The following is a 16,522-nucleotide window of genomic DNA, read 5'->3' as shown; positions in this document are numbered from 1 at the left end:
TCCATACGATTACGTCCCCAGTATCCCCGACCGGGGACGCTGGGGACGTATCAGGGCTTGATCACTCTTCGTTTTCGAGGAGCGCCCGCGAGGTGTCCACGACTCGGATCATGAGGACGATCAGCAGGCCCTCGCTGATGACGTACTCGATCGCGATGTTCTCGCTGAGCGCCACCGACCGGGTGTTCCCGTCCTTCGAGAGCGGCAGCGAGACCTCCGGCCGCGGGTCGTCCGCCAGCTTCCTGAGGCCCCGCTCCAGCAAGGCTCTGCGGTCCTCGGGCAGACCGTCACGGACGTGGGCCGCGCCTTCGCCGTAACTCACCGAGTACAGCATCTGCCCCCCTCGAACCCAGGCCCCGGAGCCTACCGGCTCACCGCCGCGCGTAGTTCGGTGCCTCGGTGACCATCTGGACGTCGTGCGGGTGGCTCTCCTTCAGGCCCGCCGCGGTGATGCGGACGAAGCGGCCCTTGTCCTTCAGCTCCTCGATGGTCGCGGAGCCGACGTAGCCCATGGAGGCGCGCAGGCCGCCGACGAGCTGGTGGGCCACCGAGCCGAGCGGGCCGCGGTAGGGGACCTGGCCCTCGATGCCCTCGGGGACGAGCTTGTCCTCGGACAGGACGTTGTCCTGGAAGTAGCGGTCCTTGGAGAAGGAGCGCGCCTGGCCGCGGGACTGCATCGCGCCGAGCGAGCCCATGCCGCGGTACGACTTGAACTGCTTGCCGTTGATGAAGACCATCTCGCCCGGCGACTCCTCGCAGCCGGCCAGCAGCGAGCCCAGCATGACGGTGTCGGCGCCCGCCGCGATGGCCTTGGCGATGTCGCCGGAGAACTGCAGGCCGCCGTCGCCGATCAGCGGGACGCCCGCCGCGTTCGCGGCCTGCGCGGCCTCGTAGATCGCGGTGACCTGCGGGACGCCCACACCGGCGACGACGCGGGTGGTGCAGATGGAGCCGGGGCCGACGCCGACCTTGATGCCGTCCGCGCCGGCGTCGATCAGCGCCTGGGCGCCGTCGCGGGTGGCGACGTTGCCGCCGACCACGTCGACGCGGATGTTGGACTTCACCTTGGCGATCATGTCGAGGATGCCGCGGCTGTGGCCGTGCGCGCTGTCCACGACCAGGAAGTCGGCACCGGCCTCGACGAGCGCCTGGGCGCGGTCGTACGCCTCGTCGCCGACGCCCACCGCGGCACCGACGACCAGGCGGCCCTCGGAGTCCTTGGCGGCGTTCGGGTACTTCTCGGCCTTCACGAAGTCCTTGACCGTGATCAGGCCCTTGAGGACGCCCGCCTCGTCCACCAGCGGCAGCTTCTCGATCTTGTGGCGGCGCAGCAGCTCGATGGCGTCCTCGCCGGAGATGCCGACCTTGCCGGTGACCAGCGGCATCGGGGTCATGACCTCGCGCACCTGGCGGCTGCGGTCCAGCTCGAAGGCCATGTCGCGGTTGGTGACGATGCCCAGCAGCTTGCCCGCCTCGTCCGTCACCGGCACACCGCTGATGCGGAACTTCGCGCACAGCGCGTCCGCCTCGACCAGGGTGGCGTCCGGGCGGACCGTGATCGGGTCGGTGACCATGCCGGACTCGGAGCGCTTGACCAGGTCGACCTGGTTGGCCTGGTCCTCGATGGACAGGTTGCGGTGCAGCACGCCCGCGCCGCCCTGCCGGGCCATGGCGATGGCCATCCGCGCCTCGGTGACCTTGTCCATGGCGGCGGACAGCAGCGGGATGTTCACCCGGACGTTGCGCGAGACCCGGGACGAGGTGTCGACCGCGTTCGGCAGCACCTCGGAGGCGCCGGGCAGCAGCAGCACGTCGTCATATGTCAGACCGAGCATCGCGAATTTGGCGGGCATTCCGTCGACGTTGTCAGTCATGACACCTTCCCAAATGGTCTTGCCTCAGCGCGGACACCCATGCTAACGGCCATCACAGGCGTCCCATTCCACCACCGGTGAGGAGCGCATCACTTGTGCGTTCCTATGAAGTGGTGGCGGCGCGGACGTGCGTTCCTACGGCTGCACGTTTCCTCGACTGTACGTTCCCCCGGGCGACCGCTCGCCCGGACTCCGGCATCCGCCGAACACCGGCCCGTGAAACGGCGGCCCGCGCCCGTACGCCTACTGCTCGGCCAGCGCCCGCAGCCGGCTCAGCGCCCGGTGCTGCGCGACCCGCACCGCGCCCGGCGACATCCCCAGCATCTGCCCGGTCTCCTCGGCCGTCAGCCCGACCGCGACCCGCAGCAGCACCAGCTCGCGCTGGTTCTCCGGGAGGTTGGCCAGCAGCTTCTTGGCCCACTCGGCGTCGCTGCTGAGCAGCGCCCGCTCCTCGGGGCCCAGCGAGTCGTCCGGCTGCTCGGGCATCTCGTTGGACGGTACGGCCGTGCTGCCCGGGCCGCGCATCGCGGCCCGCTGGAGGTCGGCGACCTTGTGGGCGGCGATGGCGAAGACGAACGCCTCGAACGGCTTTCCGGTGTCCCGGTAGCGGGGCAGCGCACAGAGCACCGCGACGCAGACCTCCTGCGCCAGATCCTCGACGAAGTGGCGCGCGTCACCCGGCAGCCGGGACAGCCGGGTGCGGCAGTAGCGCAGCGCGAGCGGATGCACATGGGCCAGCAGGTCGTGGGTGGCCCGGCGATCCCCTTCCACGGCGCGTGCGACGAGATCGCCGATCTCCTGAATCCCGTCATCGCGCATCGGTCCATGGTGCCTTGGCGCGGCACGATCCGCGGCATCAGGTCCGTACTTGTGCACCGAAGCGTTATGAGCGGCAGGTGCGCCGGCTGTCATCTCCCGCGCCCTCCCCTCGCACCGGATCGGCCCGTCCCCGAGGAACTCCATACCTCAAGGATGCGGCACCGCGCGCGGAACCGGGATGCCGCTCGGTGACCGGCGCCCGCGAGGCCGGCTGCCGCCCCGCCCGCCACAGGGCGGGCGGGGACCCTCATTCCCCCGCATCGCTGCACGTCACGGCCGTCCTAGCGGACCAGGCCCCAGCGGAATCCGAGCGCGACCGCGTGGGCCCGGTCGGAGGCGCCGAGCTTCTTGAACAGCCGCCGGGCATGGGTCTTGACCGTGTCCTCGGAGAGGAACAGCTCGCGTCCGATCTCCGCGTTGGAGCGGCCGTGACTCATGCCCTCCAGCACCTGGATCTCGCGCGCGGTCAGCGTCGGCGCCGCCCCCATCTCGGCGGACCGCAGCCGGCGCGGGGCGAGCCGCCAGGTGGGATCGGCCAGCGCCTGGGTGACCGTCGCGCGCAGCTCGGCGCGCGAGGCGTCCTTGTGGAGATAGCCGCGGGCGCCGGCGGCGACCGCGAGCGCGACCCCGTCGAGGTCCTCGGCGACCGTGAGCATGATGATGCGGGCGCCCGGATCGGCGGAGAGCAGGCGGCGCACCGTCTCGACACCCCCCAGTCCGGGCATCCGCACATCCATCAAGATCAGATCGGAGCGATCGGCGCCCCAGCGGCGGAGGACTTCCTCGCCGTTGGCCGCCGTCGTCACACGCTCTACACCGGGCACGGTCGCGACCGCGCGGCGGAGCGCCTCTCGGGCAAGCGGGGAGTCGTCACAGACGAGGACGGATGTCATGACCGCCCTCCGCAGCTGATGCGCGTCACCTTGAGCCTCCAGGCTGGTACGTATCGTCACCTCAGCGATCGACGGCGTCGGACACCTGCCCGAGGACTACCTCCATCAACCGCTTCCGCCCTCTCAACGATGGTCACTCGAAAGAGTTACGGGTTGGCCAGCCGCCTTCGACACTCTACGTGAGGGCCCGGACACGCAGGAGACCGAAGGTCGTCCGGCGCCCCACTTCTCGCCGTTGTGCCCTATTTGGTGGCTTTTCTTCCCTTTTTATGGTGTCTGTGGCTAGATTCGCAATGAGTCATATTTACATCTACTTAGACAGTAGATGTACGGTCGTGAGCACCGAGCCCGAACCGGTACCGCTTCGAGGGGACTAGCAATGGCAGATTTCTCCCGCCTTCCGGGCCCGAACGCAGACCTGTGGGACTGGCAGTTGCTCGCCGCGTGCCGTGGCGTGGACAGTTCGCTCTTCTTCCATCCCGAGGGCGAACGCGGCGCCGCCCGCAGCGCGCGCGAGACCTCGGCGAAAGAGGTGTGCATGCGCTGCCCGGTACGCGCCCAATGCGCGGCCCACGCCCTCGCGGTCCGCGAGCCGTACGGGGTCTGGGGCGGGCTGACCGAGGACGAGCGCGAGGAGCTGATGGGCCGGGCGCGGCACCGGCTGGTGCCGGCGACGGCCGCGGTCGGGCACCGGAGCACCGGCCGCCCCTGAAGAAACGTTTCCTCGGATATTTCACCCGGACGGCGCAACGAGGGCGTGGCGATCCGGAAAACCTGACCGAAAGGGCGCGGCCCCAGTCCCCGGCCCCGGCCCCGCCGTCTAGCGGCGCACCGCCCCCGCGAGCCGGCCGAGCATCGCCTCGACCGCCGGAACCTGCGCCAGGTCCGGCAGGGTGAGCGCCACGACCTCGCGCTGTACGCACGGCTCCATCGCGACCGTACGCACCCCCTTGGCCCGTACCGACTCCAGCGCCAGCTCCGGCAGCACCGCGACCCCCAGCCCCGCGCCCACCAGGCCGATCACCGCCGGGTAGTCGTCCGTCGCGAAGTCGATGCGCGGCGTGAACCCGGCGCCCTCGCAGACCTCCACCAGATGCCGGCGGCAGCGCGGGCAGCCCGCGATCCACGGATCGCCGGCCAGGTCGGTGAAGCACGCCGTACCGGCCCCGGCCAGCGGGTGGGCCTCCGGGACCAGGCCCACCAGCCGGTCGACCAGGACGGGGCGGACGACCAGGTCGTCCCACTCCGCTTCGGCCGCGGGGTCCGCGCCGCGCACGTCCGGGTACCGGAAGGCGAGCGCGATCTCGCAGTCGCCGTTGCGCAGCATCTCGATGGAGCGCGGCGGCTCGGCCTCGACCAGGGAGACGCGGGTGCCGGGGTGGGCGGCGCGCATGGCGGCCAGCGCGGTGGGCACCAGCGTCGAGCTGCCGGAGGGGAAGGAGACCAGCCGTACCCGCCCGGCCCGCAGGCCCGCGATGGCCGCGACCTCCTCCTCCGCGGCGGTCAGCCCGGCCAGGATGCCGGTGGCGTGCCGCACCAGCGCCTCGCCCGCCTGCGTCAGCCGCATCTCGCGGCCCGTACGGATCAGCAGCGGCGTCCCGGCGGACTGCTCCAGCGCCTTCATCTGCTGGCTGACGGCGGGCTGGGTGCAGCCCAGCTCCCGCGCCGCGGCGGAGAAGGAGCCGGTCCGGGCGACGGCGCGCAGCACGCGCAGATGACGGGCCTCGATCATGCTTCGAGCATAAGCGAGTCTTGGGGCTGGCGCGAAATAATCGTTCGCGACTTTGGCCCGATGGGCCCTAGCGTGCCGCCATGGAGCTTCTGTCTGTGAACACGGGGCGCTCGCGGCCGACGGAGCACCGCGGCGCCGGCGGCCGTACGGGCATCTTCAAGGAGCCCGTCGACGGGCCGGTGGCGGTGGCCGCGCCGGGCCCCAAGGGCGTCGCCGGGAGCGGCCTGGCCGGTGACGACGTCGTCAACCGCAAGCACCACGGCGGCGACGACCAGGCGGTGTACGCCTACGCCCGCGAGGATCTGGACGCCTGGGAACGGGAGCTGGGCCGCGAACTGCCCGCCGGGATGTTCGGGGAGAACCTCACCACCCGGGGGCTGGACGTCACCCACGCCCTGATCGGCGAACGCTGGCGTATCGGCCCGCGCCTGCTGCTGGAGGTGACCTCCGCGCGCATCCCCTGCATGACCTTCCAGGGGAAGCTGGGCGAGCCGGGCTGGATCAAGCGCTTCACACAGGCGGGCGCGCCCGGCGCGTACCTGCGGGTCATCGAGCCGGGCGAGATCCGCCGCGGGGACCCGATCACCGTCGAGCACCGCCCGGACCACGATGTGACGGTCGCGCTCACCTTCCGCGCCATGACCACCGAACGCGCGCTGCTGCCGCGGCTCCTGGAGGCGGGTGAGGCGCTCCACCCCGAGCTGCGCGACGGGGCGCTCAAGTACATCCGTGCGCAAGAGGCTTGAACCGGGTGAACGGGGCGCGGCCGACCCTTGGGGGCGTACCGGCCGGGGCGTGTGACGTGTGCGGATCCGGATAGCGTGCCCGTATGACGACTGCACTGATTACGGGAGCGACGGCGGGCATCGGCGCCGCGTTCGCCCGCCGCCTGGCGGGCGACGGCCACAACCTGGTGCTGGTGGCACGCAACGAGAAGCGGCTGCGCGAGCAGGCCACCGAACTGCACGACCGGCACGGCGTCGAGGTCTCCGTCCTGGTCGCCGACCTGGCGACGGACGACGGCATCGCCACGGTCGAGAAGCGGCTCGGCGACCGCACCCACCCGGTGGACCTGCTGGTCAACAACGCGGGCTTCGGCAACAAGGGTGAATTCCTGGAGGTGCCGATGGCCGACGAGCTCACGATGCTCAAGGTGCACTGCGAGGCGGTGCTGCGGCTGACCTCGGAGGCGGTCAAGGGGATGCGCGAGCGGCGCCGCGGCGGGGTCGTCAACGTGGCCTCGGTGGCGGCGTTCGTGCCGCGCGGCACGTACGGCGCGAGCAAGGCGTGGGTCGTGCAGTTCACCCAGGGCGTGGCGCGCGACCTGGCGGGCAGCAACGTACGGCTGATGGCGCTGTGCCCCGGCTTCGTACGGACCGAGTTCCACGAGCGGGCCGGGATGGGGACGGACAACATTCCCGACTGGATGTGGCTGGACGCCGACAAGCTGGTGGACGCGGCGATGAAGGACCTGGCGCGCGGCAAGTCGCTGTCCGTCCCGGACCCGCGCTACAAGGCGCTGATGGGCGTGGCGAAGCTGGCGCCGCGCAACCTCCTCGGCGGGATCACGTCGAAGACGGGGCGCAAGTACGGCCCGCAGTGAGGCGGGGAGCGGTGAAACGTTGCGGTACGGGCCGCGGGCGAGGTGCCCGCGGCCCGTGCGCTGCCTGATGCCCCGTCAGCCGTCGAGCGAGTCGAGCGACAGAGTGCTGCCGGAGCCGTCCTCCCAGGTCACGTGGAGGGTGTGGCGGTCGGTGACCCGTACCTCGGCCAGTTTGTGCACGGGTCCCGGCGCCGCCTCGGCGGTGAGCGAGGCGAGCGAGACGAACAGGGCGCCGTCGGGAGCGTCGGGCACCGTGCCGTCGAGGCAGGCGGTGCGGGTGTGCTCCCCGAAGGGCGTACTGCCCGTCCGTACGGTCCGCGCGTCCGCGTCGAAGCCCTGTACGGGGTGGAGCTGGGCGGTCGGCCCGTCCTCCGTGACGGCCCAGCCGGTCTGGCGTACGGGGGTGCCGGGCGCGGCCCCGGTGACCAGGTGGGCGCGCACCTCGGCGCGGCCGTGCGCCAGGGTCGCGGACACGACCCGTACACCGGCGATGTCGGAACCGTCCGCGCGGCACGGGACGTGCGCGGAGGCCGCCCAGCCGGGGCCGGCGCCGAGCGCCCGCACGGTGCCGCGGCCGGTGGGCACGTCGTCCACGAGCAGGGCGAAGTGGTTGTCCGGGGTCGGGTTCGCGGTGGTGTCCGAGCCGGGGTTCGCGGCGGTGTCCATGACGGCCGGGGCGTCCTCGGCGGCCGAAGGGCCCGTACGCGTCGAGTAGGCGAACCGCGCGTAGTTCGGGTCGGCCGGTCCGAAGACCGAGGCGCTGCCGTGGTTGTGCAGCCTGACCAGCCCGTCCGCCACGGTGGACTGTACGAGCAGGCCCGGCGCGCGCAGCGTGGTGACGGCGTCCGCGGTCTCGGCGGGCAGCGGCTCCTCGGTCTCCGTCCACACCGGGTGGCCGTCCGGCAGCAGCAGACCGGCCAGGCCCTTGGACGCCCAGTACGGGGAGGCGGGCCCCGAGTAGCCCTGCAGCATGGGCGCGTACGGGCCGTACCAGCCGAGCGGCAGCAGCCCCTCGGCCGTCACCGCGCCCCGGTCGAGGAAGTGCCGCAGGGTGCCCGAGGTCAGCCGGCGGGTGGCGCCGGGGCTGAGCGGGGTGTGGCCGGTGAGCGCGCCGAGCCAGGGGGCGGCGAGGGTGGCGAAGCGGTAGGTGAGCGAGCGGCCGAACGGCATCGGGGCGCCGTTGGCGTCGAACATGCGGCGGTAGCCGTCGAGATGGGCGCTCAGCCGCTCGCCGTACGTGCCGAGCAGGGCGCGGTCGCCGGAAAGGTGGGCGTGCAGAACGGGATAGAAGTGCAGCGCCCAGCCGTTGTAGTGGTCGAAGGACTGGTTGGGGCCGTCGCTGTACCACCCCTCGCCGCGGTACCACTCTTCGATGCGCTCCAGCGCGCGGTCGACGGACGCCTGCGCGCGCTCCGTCTCGACGCCCGCGTCCAGGAGGAAGCCGCCGACGGTCAGGCCGAAGAGCCACCAGTTGTTGTCGATGGGCGGTGGGTCGAGGGCGGGCAGCAGCCAGTCGACGGCGCGGGTGCGCACCTCCTCGTCCAGGGTGTCCCACAGCCAGGGGCGGGTCAGGCGCAGGCCCAGGGCGACGGAGGCGGATTCGACGATGGCCTGGCGGGTGCCGGGAATCAGCGGCCAGGCGTCGGGGTGCGCGTCGAGGCCCGGCTCGTCGACCGGGTGCTCGGTGCCCGCGGCGAGCCCTTCGGCGTAGCGGGTCAGCAGGCCGTGCGGGTCCTCGCCGCGGCTGCCGGCCACCCGGAAGGCCGCCGCCAGGAACGTACGGGCGTAGCCTTCGAGGCCGTCGGAGCGCGGCCCGGACCAACTCGGGCGGACGCCGGGGAGGTTGATGAGCCCGTTGCGGGGCGAGGCGTGCGGGACCACCGCCTGGAGGAGGTGGTCCGCCGTGGTTTCCCAGTGCGCGCGGGTCCAGCCGGTGTACGGGCTGAGCTCGCGGTCCTCGGGCGGCAGGGGCATGGCCTCGCGGCCGGTGGGGTGCGGTAAGGACGGCACGGTCATGGGCGCTTTCCTTGCGGTCGACGACCCTGGAAATCCTCGGCTCGCGGCGATCGAAGGTCAAGGGAATCCGATCGAATGACCGGTTCCTGTGCCGTTCGATCACCCTGGACTAGGGTGCGTCTCCATCCGGGCCGGAGGGGTGTCCGGGCGCGGGCCGGATGCGCGTCCGGGTGCGTGTCCAAGGGCGCGTCCGGGTGCGTGTCCGGATGCGGAGAAGACGGGTCCGGGGGCCCGCCGTCACCGGTCCACCACACCGCGAGGGGGCTGCCGCCGTGCGCGAGCGTGCTGTGCAACGTCATGACCGTCTGCTGGCCCTGGTACGGCAACGCGGCTCGGCCCGCGTCACCGACCTGGCCGACCAGCTCGGCGTCTCACCCGTCACCGTACGGCGCGATGTCGAGGCGCTGGCCGGGAAGGGGCTGCTGGACCGGGTGCACGGGGCGGTGTCCTGGCCCCGGGAGCGGGGCGTCCGGGGGCGCGCGCCCGTTGGCGAAGGGCGCGTGCTGGGGCTGCTGGCGCCCTCGGCCACGTACTACTTCGCCGATGTGATCCGGGGCGCCCACGAGGCCGCGGCGCGCGCCGGGGCGCGGCTCGTGCTGCGGATCTCGGACTACCGCCCCGAGGAGGACCCGGCGCGCGCCGAGGGACTGCTCGCGGCCGGGGCGGAAGGGCTGCTCGTGGCGCCGGGCTGGCGAGGACCCGGAGACCCGGTCGAACACGGCGGTTGGGTGGCCGAACTGCCCGTACCCGTGGTGCTGTTGGAGCGGAACGTGCCGCCGGACGGGCCGCTGGCCGGGCTGGACCGGGTGTGTTCGGACCACGGCCACGGCGTGCTGCTGGCGCTGCGTCACCTTACGGAGCAGGGGCACGGGGTGCCGCTGTTGGTGGCCCGCGCCGACAGCCCGACGGCGATCGCCGTGCGCGAGGGGTACGCGGCGGCGCTGCGCGCCCTCGACGTGCCGGGGCCGCGGCCGGTGATCGAGTCCGTACCGGCCGAAACGGACCCGGCGGGATTCGAGCGGGCCGTACGGGAACTGCACGCGGCGGTGGCCTCCGGGGAGGCGACGGCGGCGCTGGTGCACAACGACGTGGACGCGATCCAGATGGTGCAGCGGCTGGCCGAGCTGGGCGTAAGGGTGCCGGACGACCTGGCCCTGGTCGCGTACGACGACGAGGTGGCGGCCCTGGCGGACACACCGCTGACGGCGGTGGCGCCGCCCAAGCGCGAGGTGGGACGGCAGGCGGCGCGGCTGCTGGTGGAGCGGTTGCGGGAGTGGGGGGACGGGGGTGGGGGCGCCGACACGGGTGCCGGCGGGGTTGCTGTGGGCGGGGACTCCCACAGGACCGAGGACGGGGGCGCCGTCGGGGAGCCCGCGCCGCGGCGGCATCTGGCGCTGCTCCCCGCGCTGCGGGTACGGGCGTCGTGCGGGGCGGGTGCGGGCGGGGCCTGACCCCCGTACGCCGCACCAGCCTCCCCCATCCTGTTCTTTTTTCGATCAATCAATCTTTCGCTCTTGACTTCGCTCAGACCCGGCCCAAGGATCGCGGATCGCGGCCATCCCCCTCGCGCCGCGCCCCTTCACCCGCTCAGGAGCCGCGCCATGAGCACCAGTTGGAGCAGAAGACGGACCACTCTCGCGCTGGCCGGCGGCCTCACCGCCCTGATCCTGCTGCCGGCCTGCGGCGGCGGTGCCGCCGGGAGCGAAGGCCCCGTGACCCTCACGTACTGGGGCTGGACCAAGGGCACCAAGCAGGCCGTGGACGCGTTCAACGCCGCGCACCGGGACACGAAGGTACGGTTCGAGGAGATTCCCTCGGGCACCGCGGGCGGCTACGCCAAGATCTCGAACGCGGTCAAGGCGGGCAACGCGCCCGACCTGGTCAGCGTCGAGTACCCGACGCTCCCGGAGTTCGTCAGCCAGGGCGCCATCAAGGACATCACCCCGTATGTGACGCCGGAGCTGAAGGAAAAGCTGCTGCCGCAGGCCGTCCGGCTGACCACCCTCGGCGGCCGGAACTGGGCCGTTCCCTTCGACGCCGCGCCGCAGGTCTACTACTACCGCAAGGACTTCTTCACCCGGCACAAGATCGAAGTGCCGCGTACGTGGGACGACTTCCGCACCGCCGCGGCCGCCGCCAGGAAGGCCGACCCGAAGGCCCGCATCGGGACGTTCTTCCCCGACGACCCGACCACCTTCGAGGCGATGGCCTGGCAGGCGGGCGCCCGCTGGTTCGCCACCCAGGGCGACTCCTGGAAGCTCGACACCACCGGCCCGGCGACCAGGAAGGTCACCGCCTACTGGCAGGGCCTCCTCAAGGACGGCCTCGTCCACACCCATGTCTCCTTCAGCCCCGGATGGACCAACTCGCTCCGCGGCGGCGGCACCGTCGGCTACCTCGGCGCCTCCTGGGGCGCGGGCGTGCTGAAGGGCACGCTGCCGGACCAGAGCGGCAAGTGGGCGGCGGCGCCCGTGCCGACCTGGGACGGCAGACCCGCCAGCGGCATGCTCGGCGGCTCGACGACGGCCGTGACCAAGAGCAGCCGGCACGCCGAGGCCGCGGTGCGGTTCGCGGCCTGGATGTCCACCGCGCCCGAGGCCGTCCGGGCCCGGGTCGCCTCCGGCGAGTCCAGCGCCTACCCGGCCGCCACGGCCCTGCGCCCGGTCGCCAAGCGGGCCTTCGACACCCGCTACTACGGCGGCCAGGACGTCTACGCCCTCTTCGACGCGGCCGCCGCCTCGGTCAACGAGAACTGGGGCTGGGGCCCGGCCACCAGCACCACCAACACCACGCTGAAGGACGAGTTCGGCAGGGCGGCGGGCGGCGCGGGCTCGCTGGCCGACGCCGTACGCGCCGGGAGCGACGCGACGGTGCGCGAGCTGAGGAAGCGCGGCCTGAAGGTCATGGGCCGGTGAGCGCCAAAGCGCGCGCCGCGGCCGTTCTGCTCACCCCCTTCTTCGCCCTGTTCACCGTGGTCATGGTCATCCCGATCGGTTACGCGGTCCGGCTCAGCCTCTTCACCGAGCAGCAGTCCGGCCTCGGCTTCGGCGGTACCCACACGGTCTTCAGCGGACTCGGCAACTACGCGGCGGCGCTCGGCGACCACGCCTTCCGCGACGGCTTCCTCGTCCTCCTCGGCTACTGCGCCCTCTACCTCCCCCTTCTGCTGGCCGGCGCGCTGACGCTCGCCCTGCTGCTCGACTCCGCCCTCGCCCGCGCCCGGCGCTTCTTCCAGCTCGCCCTGTTCCTGCCGCACGCCGTGCCCGGCATCATCGCCGCCCTGATCTGGGTCTACCTCTACACGCCCCAACTCAGCCCGGTCGTGGCCGCGATGGAGTCCGGCGGCCTCGGCTTCGACTTCCTGTCCCCCTCCGGCGCGCTGCCCTCCGTCGTCAACATCGCGCTGTGGGAGTGGCTCGGCTACAACATGGTCATCTTCTACGCCGCCCTCCAGGCCATCGACCGCTCGGTGATCGAGGCGGCGACCGTGGACGGCGCGGGCGCCTGGCGCGTCGCGACCGCCGTCAAGCTCCCCCTCATCCGCTCCTCGCTCGTCATGGTCGCCCTCTTCACCGTCATCGGCTCTCTCCAGCTCTTCACCGAGCCGCTGATCCTCAACCAGGGCTCCGGCTCCGCCGTCACCTCCTCCTGGACGCCGAACATGTACGCCTACACCGCCGCCTTCGCCCGCAACGACTACGGCCTCGCGGCCGCCTCGTCCGTCCTGCTCGCCCTCGCCGCCGCGCTGCTGTCCTTCTGCGTCACCCGCCTCTCCGCCCGCTCCGCGCGCGGCCCCCGTCCCCCGCTCGCCCACCCGAAGGGCAGGCCCTGATGGCGCTCCCGCCCCGCACCGCGGTCACCGGCCCGGCGGCCCCCGCGCCCGTACGCCCGTCCCGCACCCCGGCCGTACGCACCGCAGCCCGCCGCCCCCGCGGCCGCTGGCTCTCCCCCGCCGCCGTCAACGCGGCCCTCGCCCTCGCCGTCCTCTACACGCTCTTCCCCCTCGTCTGGCTGGTCACCGCCGCCACCAAGGACGCGGGCGGCCTGCTGGCCGGTGACGCCCTGTCCTTCGAGGGCTTCGACCTGGCCGGCAACCTCTCCCGCCTCGCCACGGAGGGCGGCGGCATCTACTTCCGGTGGTACGCCAACAGCCTGCTGTACGCGGGCGCCGGCGCCGCGCTGTGCGCGCTGATCTGCGTGGCCGCCGGCTACGCCTTCGACAAGTACCGATTCCCCGGGAAGGAGAAGCTGTTCGGTGCCGTCCTGCTCGGCGTGCTCGTCCCCACCACGGCGCTGGCCCTCCCCCTCTACCTGCTGGCGAGCAGGACCGGCATGGTCAACACCTACTGGTCGGTGCTGGTGCCCGTGCTCGTCAACCCGTTCGGCGTCTATCTGGCGCGGGTCTTCAGCGCGGGCTACATCCCCGACGAGGCGCTGGAGGCGGCCCGTATCGACGGCGCGGGCGAGCTGCGCGTCTTCTGGTCCATCGGCCTGCGTATGGTCGCGCCGGGCCTGGTGACCGTCTTCCTCTTCCAGTTCACCGCGATCTGGAACAACTTCTTCCTCCCCCTGGTGATGCTCTCCGACCAGCGGCTCTTCCCCGTGAGCCTCGGGCTGTACGCCTGGCACGGCAACGCCCACGGCGAGCCGTCCTTCTACCCCCTCGTCGTCACCGGCTCCCTCCTCGCCGTCATCCCCCTGATCATCGCCTTCGTGACCCTCCAACGGCACTGGAAGGCCGGACTCGCCGCCGGAAGCGTCCAGTGACGCCCCCGGACCAGGAGCACGCTTCCACCATGCACCACACCACTGACAATCGCCCTGACCAGGAACTTTCCCGCCCCGCCCTGCTGCTCGCGATGGAGCCGGGCCTCGCCGGACGCCTGCTCACGGACCACCACCGCACTCGCCTTGCGGACCTGACCCGCACCGACCCCGGCCTGGTCGCCCACGACCTGGCCACGCCGACCCCGGCCGTGGCCGCCGCGCTGGCCGACGCCGAGATCCTCCTGATCTCGTGGGGCGCGCCCCGGCTGACCGCCACCGTCCTGGATCGGGCCCCGCGCCTGCGCGCCGTCGTCCACGCCGGCGGCTCGGTCAAACCGTATGTAGGAAAAGCCTGTTGGGAACGGGGCATCGCCGTCGCCTCGGCAGCGGAGGCCAACGCCCGCCCCGTCGCCGAATACACGCTCGCCGCGATCCTCTTCGCCAACAAGCGCGTCCTGCACACCGCGCACCGCTACCGCGCGCTGCGCGCGCCCCACAACTGGCACCCCGACCTGGAGGGCGCCGGCAACCACCAGCGCACGGTGGGCGTCATCGGCGCCTCCCGCATCGGCCGCCGCGTCATCGAGCTGCTGCGCCCCTTCGACCTGGCGGTCCTCCTCCACGACCCATACGTGGACGAGGCCGAGGCCGCCCGCCTCGGCGTCACCCTCGCTCCCCTCGATGCCCTCTGCGCCGCCTCCGACGTGGTCACCGTGCACGCGCCCGAACTGCCCGCCACCCATCACCTGATCGGCGTACGGCAGTTGGCCCTCATGCCCGACGGCGCCACCCTGATCAACACCGCCCGCGGGGCGCTGGTGGACGAGTCGGCGCTGCTCCCCGAACTCGTATCCGGCCGCCTCAACGCCGTCCTGGACGTGACCGACCCCCCGGTCCCGCCCCCGGGCTCCCCCCTCTACGACCTCCCCAACGTCCTGCTCACCCCGCACATCGCCGGCTCCCTCGGCGGCGAACTGCACCGCATGGCCGACCAGGCGCTGGACGAGATCGAGCGCTACACGAAGGGGCTGCCGTTCGCCGACCCCGTACGCCCGGAAGAGCTCGACCGCTCGGCCTGAAGACACCGGAGCACCCGACACCGGCCGTCAACGGGACGAGGCCCGGCCCCCTCGAAAGGGGACCGGGCCTCGTACGGGCTGAGGTGCCTCAGTGGGCGTGGCCGTGACCGTGACCGGCCTCGGCCTCCTCCTCTTCCTTCTTCTCGACGACCAGGGTCTCGGTCGTGAGCAGCAGGGAGGCGATCGACGCGGCGTTCTCCAGCGCCGAGCGGGTGACCTTGACCGGGTCGATGACGCCGGCCTTCACCAGGTCGCCGTACTCGCCGGTGGCGGCGTTGAAGCCCTGGTTCTTCTCCAGCTCCGCCACCTTCGAGGTGATGACGTAGCCCTCCAGGCCGGCGTTCTCGGCGATCCAGCGCAGCGGCTCGACGACGGCGCGGCGGACGACGGCGACACCGGTGGCCTCGTCACCCTCCTTGCCGAGCGAACCCTCCAGCACCTTGGCGGCGTGCACCAGAGCGGAGCCACCACCGGAGACGATGCCCTCCTCGACCGCGGCGCGGGTCGCGGAGATGGCGTCCTCCAGACGGTGCTTCTTCTCCTTGAGCTCGACCTCGGTGGCCGCACCCACGCGGATCACGCAGACGCCGCCGGCCAGCTTCGCCAGACGCTCCTGGAGCTTCTCGCGGTCCCAGTCGGAGTCCGTGGTCTCGATCTCGCCCTTGATCTGGTTGACGCGGCCCTCGACGTCCTCGGACTTGCCGCCACCGTCGACGATGGTGGTGTCGTCCTTGGTCACGGTCACGCGGCGGGCGGTGCCCAGCACGTCCAGACCGGCCTGGTCGAGCTTGAGGCCGACCTCCTCGGCGATGACGGTCGCGCCGGTCAGGGCGGCCATGTCGCCGAGCATCGCCTTGCGGCGGTCACCGAAGCCGGGGGCCTTGACGGCCACCGCGTTGAAGGTGCCGCGGATCTTGTTGACGACCAGCGTCGACAGGGCCTCGCCCTCGACGTCCTCGGCGATGATCAGCAGCGGCTTCGAGGAGCCGGCCTGGATGACCTTCTCCAGCAGCGGCAGCAGGTCCTGGATCGAGGAGATCTTGCCCTGGTGGATGAGGATGTACGGGTCCTCCAGGACGGCTTCCATGCGCTCCTGGTCGGTGACCATGTACGGCGACAGGTAGCCCTTGTCGAAGGCCATGCCCTCGGTGAAGTCCAGCTCCAGACCGAAGGTGTTGGACTCCTCGACGGTGATCACACCGTCCTTGCCGACCTTGTCCATCGCCTCGGCGATCAGCTCGCCGACCTGCTTGTCCTGGGCGGACAGACCGGCGACGGCGGCGATGTCGGACTTCTCGTCGATCGGACGGGCGGTCGCGAGCAGGTCGTCGGACACGGCCTTGACCGCGGCGTCGATGCCCTTCTTCAGGGCGGCCGGGGAGGCACCGGCGGCGACGTTGCGCAGACCCTCGCGAACCAGCGCCTGGGCCAGCACGGTGGCGGTGGTGGTGCCGTCACCAGCGATGTCGTTGGTCTTGGTCGCCACCTCCTTCACCAGCTGCGCGCCGAGGTTCTCGTACGGGTCGTCGATCTCGACCTCGCGGGCGATGGTGACACCGTCGTTGGTGATCGTGGGGGCGCCGAACTTCTTGTCGATGACGACGTTGCGGCCCTTGGGGCCGATCGTCACCTTCACGGTGTCGGCAAGCTTGTTGACGCCGCGCTCAAGGGCGCGACGGGCGTCCTCGTCGAACTTCAGGATCTTCGCCATGAGTTACGTGTCCTTAGTCGTTCTCTCC

15 protein-coding genes are annotated in these 16,522 nt (G+C 72.0%); 8 read left to right on the top strand and 7 right to left on the bottom strand.

Annotation, left to right across the window (positions count from 1 at the left end):
* Positions 1 to 61: 61 nt before the first annotated feature.
* From CP984_RS22555 to CP984_RS22540, 4 genes are all read right to left on the bottom strand, one after another.
* Positions 62 to 334, bottom strand: coding sequence for a hypothetical protein (locus CP984_RS22555; protein ID WP_003984491.1), 273 nt, complete (start codon positions 332 to 334; stop codon positions 62 to 64).
* Between the two features lie 37 nt (positions 335 to 371).
* Positions 372 to 1,874, bottom strand: a complete 1,503-nt coding sequence (guaB, locus tag CP984_RS22550; protein WP_003984492.1) for an IMP dehydrogenase — start codon at positions 1,872 to 1,874, stop codon at positions 372 to 374.
* 243 nt (positions 1,875 to 2,117) lie between these two features.
* Positions 2,118 to 2,693 carry a sigma-70 family RNA polymerase sigma factor gene (locus CP984_RS22545; protein WP_003984493.1) on the bottom strand — a complete coding sequence of 192 codons (576 nt, stop codon included), beginning with the start codon at positions 2,691 to 2,693 and terminating at the stop codon, positions 2,118 to 2,120.
* Positions 2,694 to 2,974: 281 nt separating this feature from the next.
* The gene (locus tag CP984_RS22540; RefSeq protein WP_003948568.1) at positions 2,975 to 3,586 is read right to left on the bottom strand and encodes a response regulator transcription factor; all 612 of its coding nucleotides are present in this window, start codon (positions 3,584 to 3,586) and stop codon (positions 2,975 to 2,977) included.
* A gap of 379 nt (positions 3,587 to 3,965) precedes the next feature.
* Between CP984_RS22540 and CP984_RS22535 the strand changes: the two genes are divergently transcribed.
* Positions 3,966 to 4,298: a WhiB family transcriptional regulator gene (locus CP984_RS22535; RefSeq protein ID WP_003984494.1), complete on the top strand. Its 333-nt coding sequence runs from the start codon at positions 3,966 to 3,968 to the stop codon at positions 4,296 to 4,298.
* A gap of 108 nt (positions 4,299 to 4,406) precedes the next feature.
* Here CP984_RS22535 and CP984_RS22530 read toward each other — a convergent pair whose 3' ends face one another.
* On the bottom strand, positions 4,407 to 5,318 hold the full coding sequence (locus CP984_RS22530) for a LysR family transcriptional regulator (RefSeq protein ID WP_003984495.1): 912 nt from the start codon (positions 5,316 to 5,318) through the stop codon (positions 4,407 to 4,409).
* Positions 5,319 to 5,398: 80 nt separating this feature from the next.
* On the opposite strand from CP984_RS22530, the gene CP984_RS22525 reads away from it, so the two are divergent.
* Both CP984_RS22525 and CP984_RS22520 read left to right on the top strand, forming a co-directional pair.
* Complete coding sequence (locus CP984_RS22525; protein ID WP_030184559.1) at positions 5,399 to 6,064, top strand: MOSC domain-containing protein; 666 nt, start codon at positions 5,399 to 5,401, stop codon at positions 6,062 to 6,064.
* An 83-nt stretch (positions 6,065 to 6,147) separates the two neighbouring features.
* Positions 6,148 to 6,921 carry an SDR family NAD(P)-dependent oxidoreductase gene (locus CP984_RS22520; protein WP_003984497.1) on the top strand — a complete coding sequence of 258 codons (774 nt, stop codon included), beginning with the start codon at positions 6,148 to 6,150 and terminating at the stop codon, positions 6,919 to 6,921.
* 75 nt (positions 6,922 to 6,996) lie between these two features.
* On the opposite strand, the gene CP984_RS22515 is transcribed toward CP984_RS22520, so the two are convergent.
* Positions 6,997 to 8,937, bottom strand: coding sequence for a DUF2264 domain-containing protein (locus tag CP984_RS22515; protein ID WP_003984498.1), 1,941 nt, complete (start codon positions 8,935 to 8,937; stop codon positions 6,997 to 6,999).
* Positions 8,938 to 9,209: 272 nt separating this feature from the next.
* Here CP984_RS22515 and CP984_RS22510 point away from each other — a divergent pair, with 272 nt between their 5' ends.
* The 5 genes from CP984_RS22510 to CP984_RS22490 all read left to right on the top strand — a co-directional run bounded on the left by CP984_RS22510 (position 9,210) and on the right by CP984_RS22490 (position 14,783).
* Complete coding sequence (locus CP984_RS22510; protein ID WP_030184564.1) at positions 9,210 to 10,388, top strand: LacI family DNA-binding transcriptional regulator; 1,179 nt, start codon at positions 9,210 to 9,212, stop codon at positions 10,386 to 10,388.
* Positions 10,389 to 10,538: 150 nt separating this feature from the next.
* Positions 10,539 to 11,852 (top strand): ABC transporter substrate-binding protein, encoded by a 1,314-nt coding sequence (locus CP984_RS22505; RefSeq protein WP_003984500.1) that lies wholly within the window; start codon positions 10,539 to 10,541, stop codon positions 11,850 to 11,852.
* Complete coding sequence (locus CP984_RS22500; RefSeq protein ID WP_003984501.1) at positions 11,849 to 12,769, top strand: carbohydrate ABC transporter permease; 921 nt, start codon at positions 11,849 to 11,851, stop codon at positions 12,767 to 12,769. Before CP984_RS22505 ends, CP984_RS22500 begins: the two co-directional genes overlap by 4 nt.
* Positions 12,769 to 13,704: a carbohydrate ABC transporter permease gene (locus CP984_RS22495; RefSeq protein ID WP_003984502.1), complete on the top strand. Its 936-nt coding sequence runs from the start codon at positions 12,769 to 12,771 to the stop codon at positions 13,702 to 13,704. The genes CP984_RS22500 and CP984_RS22495 overlap by 1 nt, the downstream gene beginning before the upstream one ends.
* A gap of 29 nt (positions 13,705 to 13,733) precedes the next feature.
* A complete protein-coding gene (locus tag CP984_RS22490; RefSeq protein WP_030184568.1) occupies positions 13,734 to 14,783 on the top strand; it encodes a hydroxyacid dehydrogenase in 1,050 nt (349 codons plus the stop codon).
* A gap of 88 nt (positions 14,784 to 14,871) precedes the next feature.
* Here the strand turns inward: CP984_RS22490 and groL are convergent, their stop codons facing one another.
* Positions 14,872 to 16,494, bottom strand: a complete 1,623-nt coding sequence (gene groL / locus CP984_RS22485; RefSeq protein ID WP_003984504.1) for a chaperonin GroEL — start codon at positions 16,492 to 16,494, stop codon at positions 14,872 to 14,874.
* Between the last annotated feature and the right edge of the window lie 28 nt (positions 16,495 to 16,522).

The sequence above is a fragment of the Streptomyces rimosus genome, from assembly GCF_008704655.1.
GTDB classification, from domain to species: Bacteria; Actinomycetota; Actinomycetes; order Streptomycetales; family Streptomycetaceae; genus Streptomyces; species Streptomyces rimosus.
This window is presented reverse-complemented; position numbering and strand designations above follow the sequence as displayed.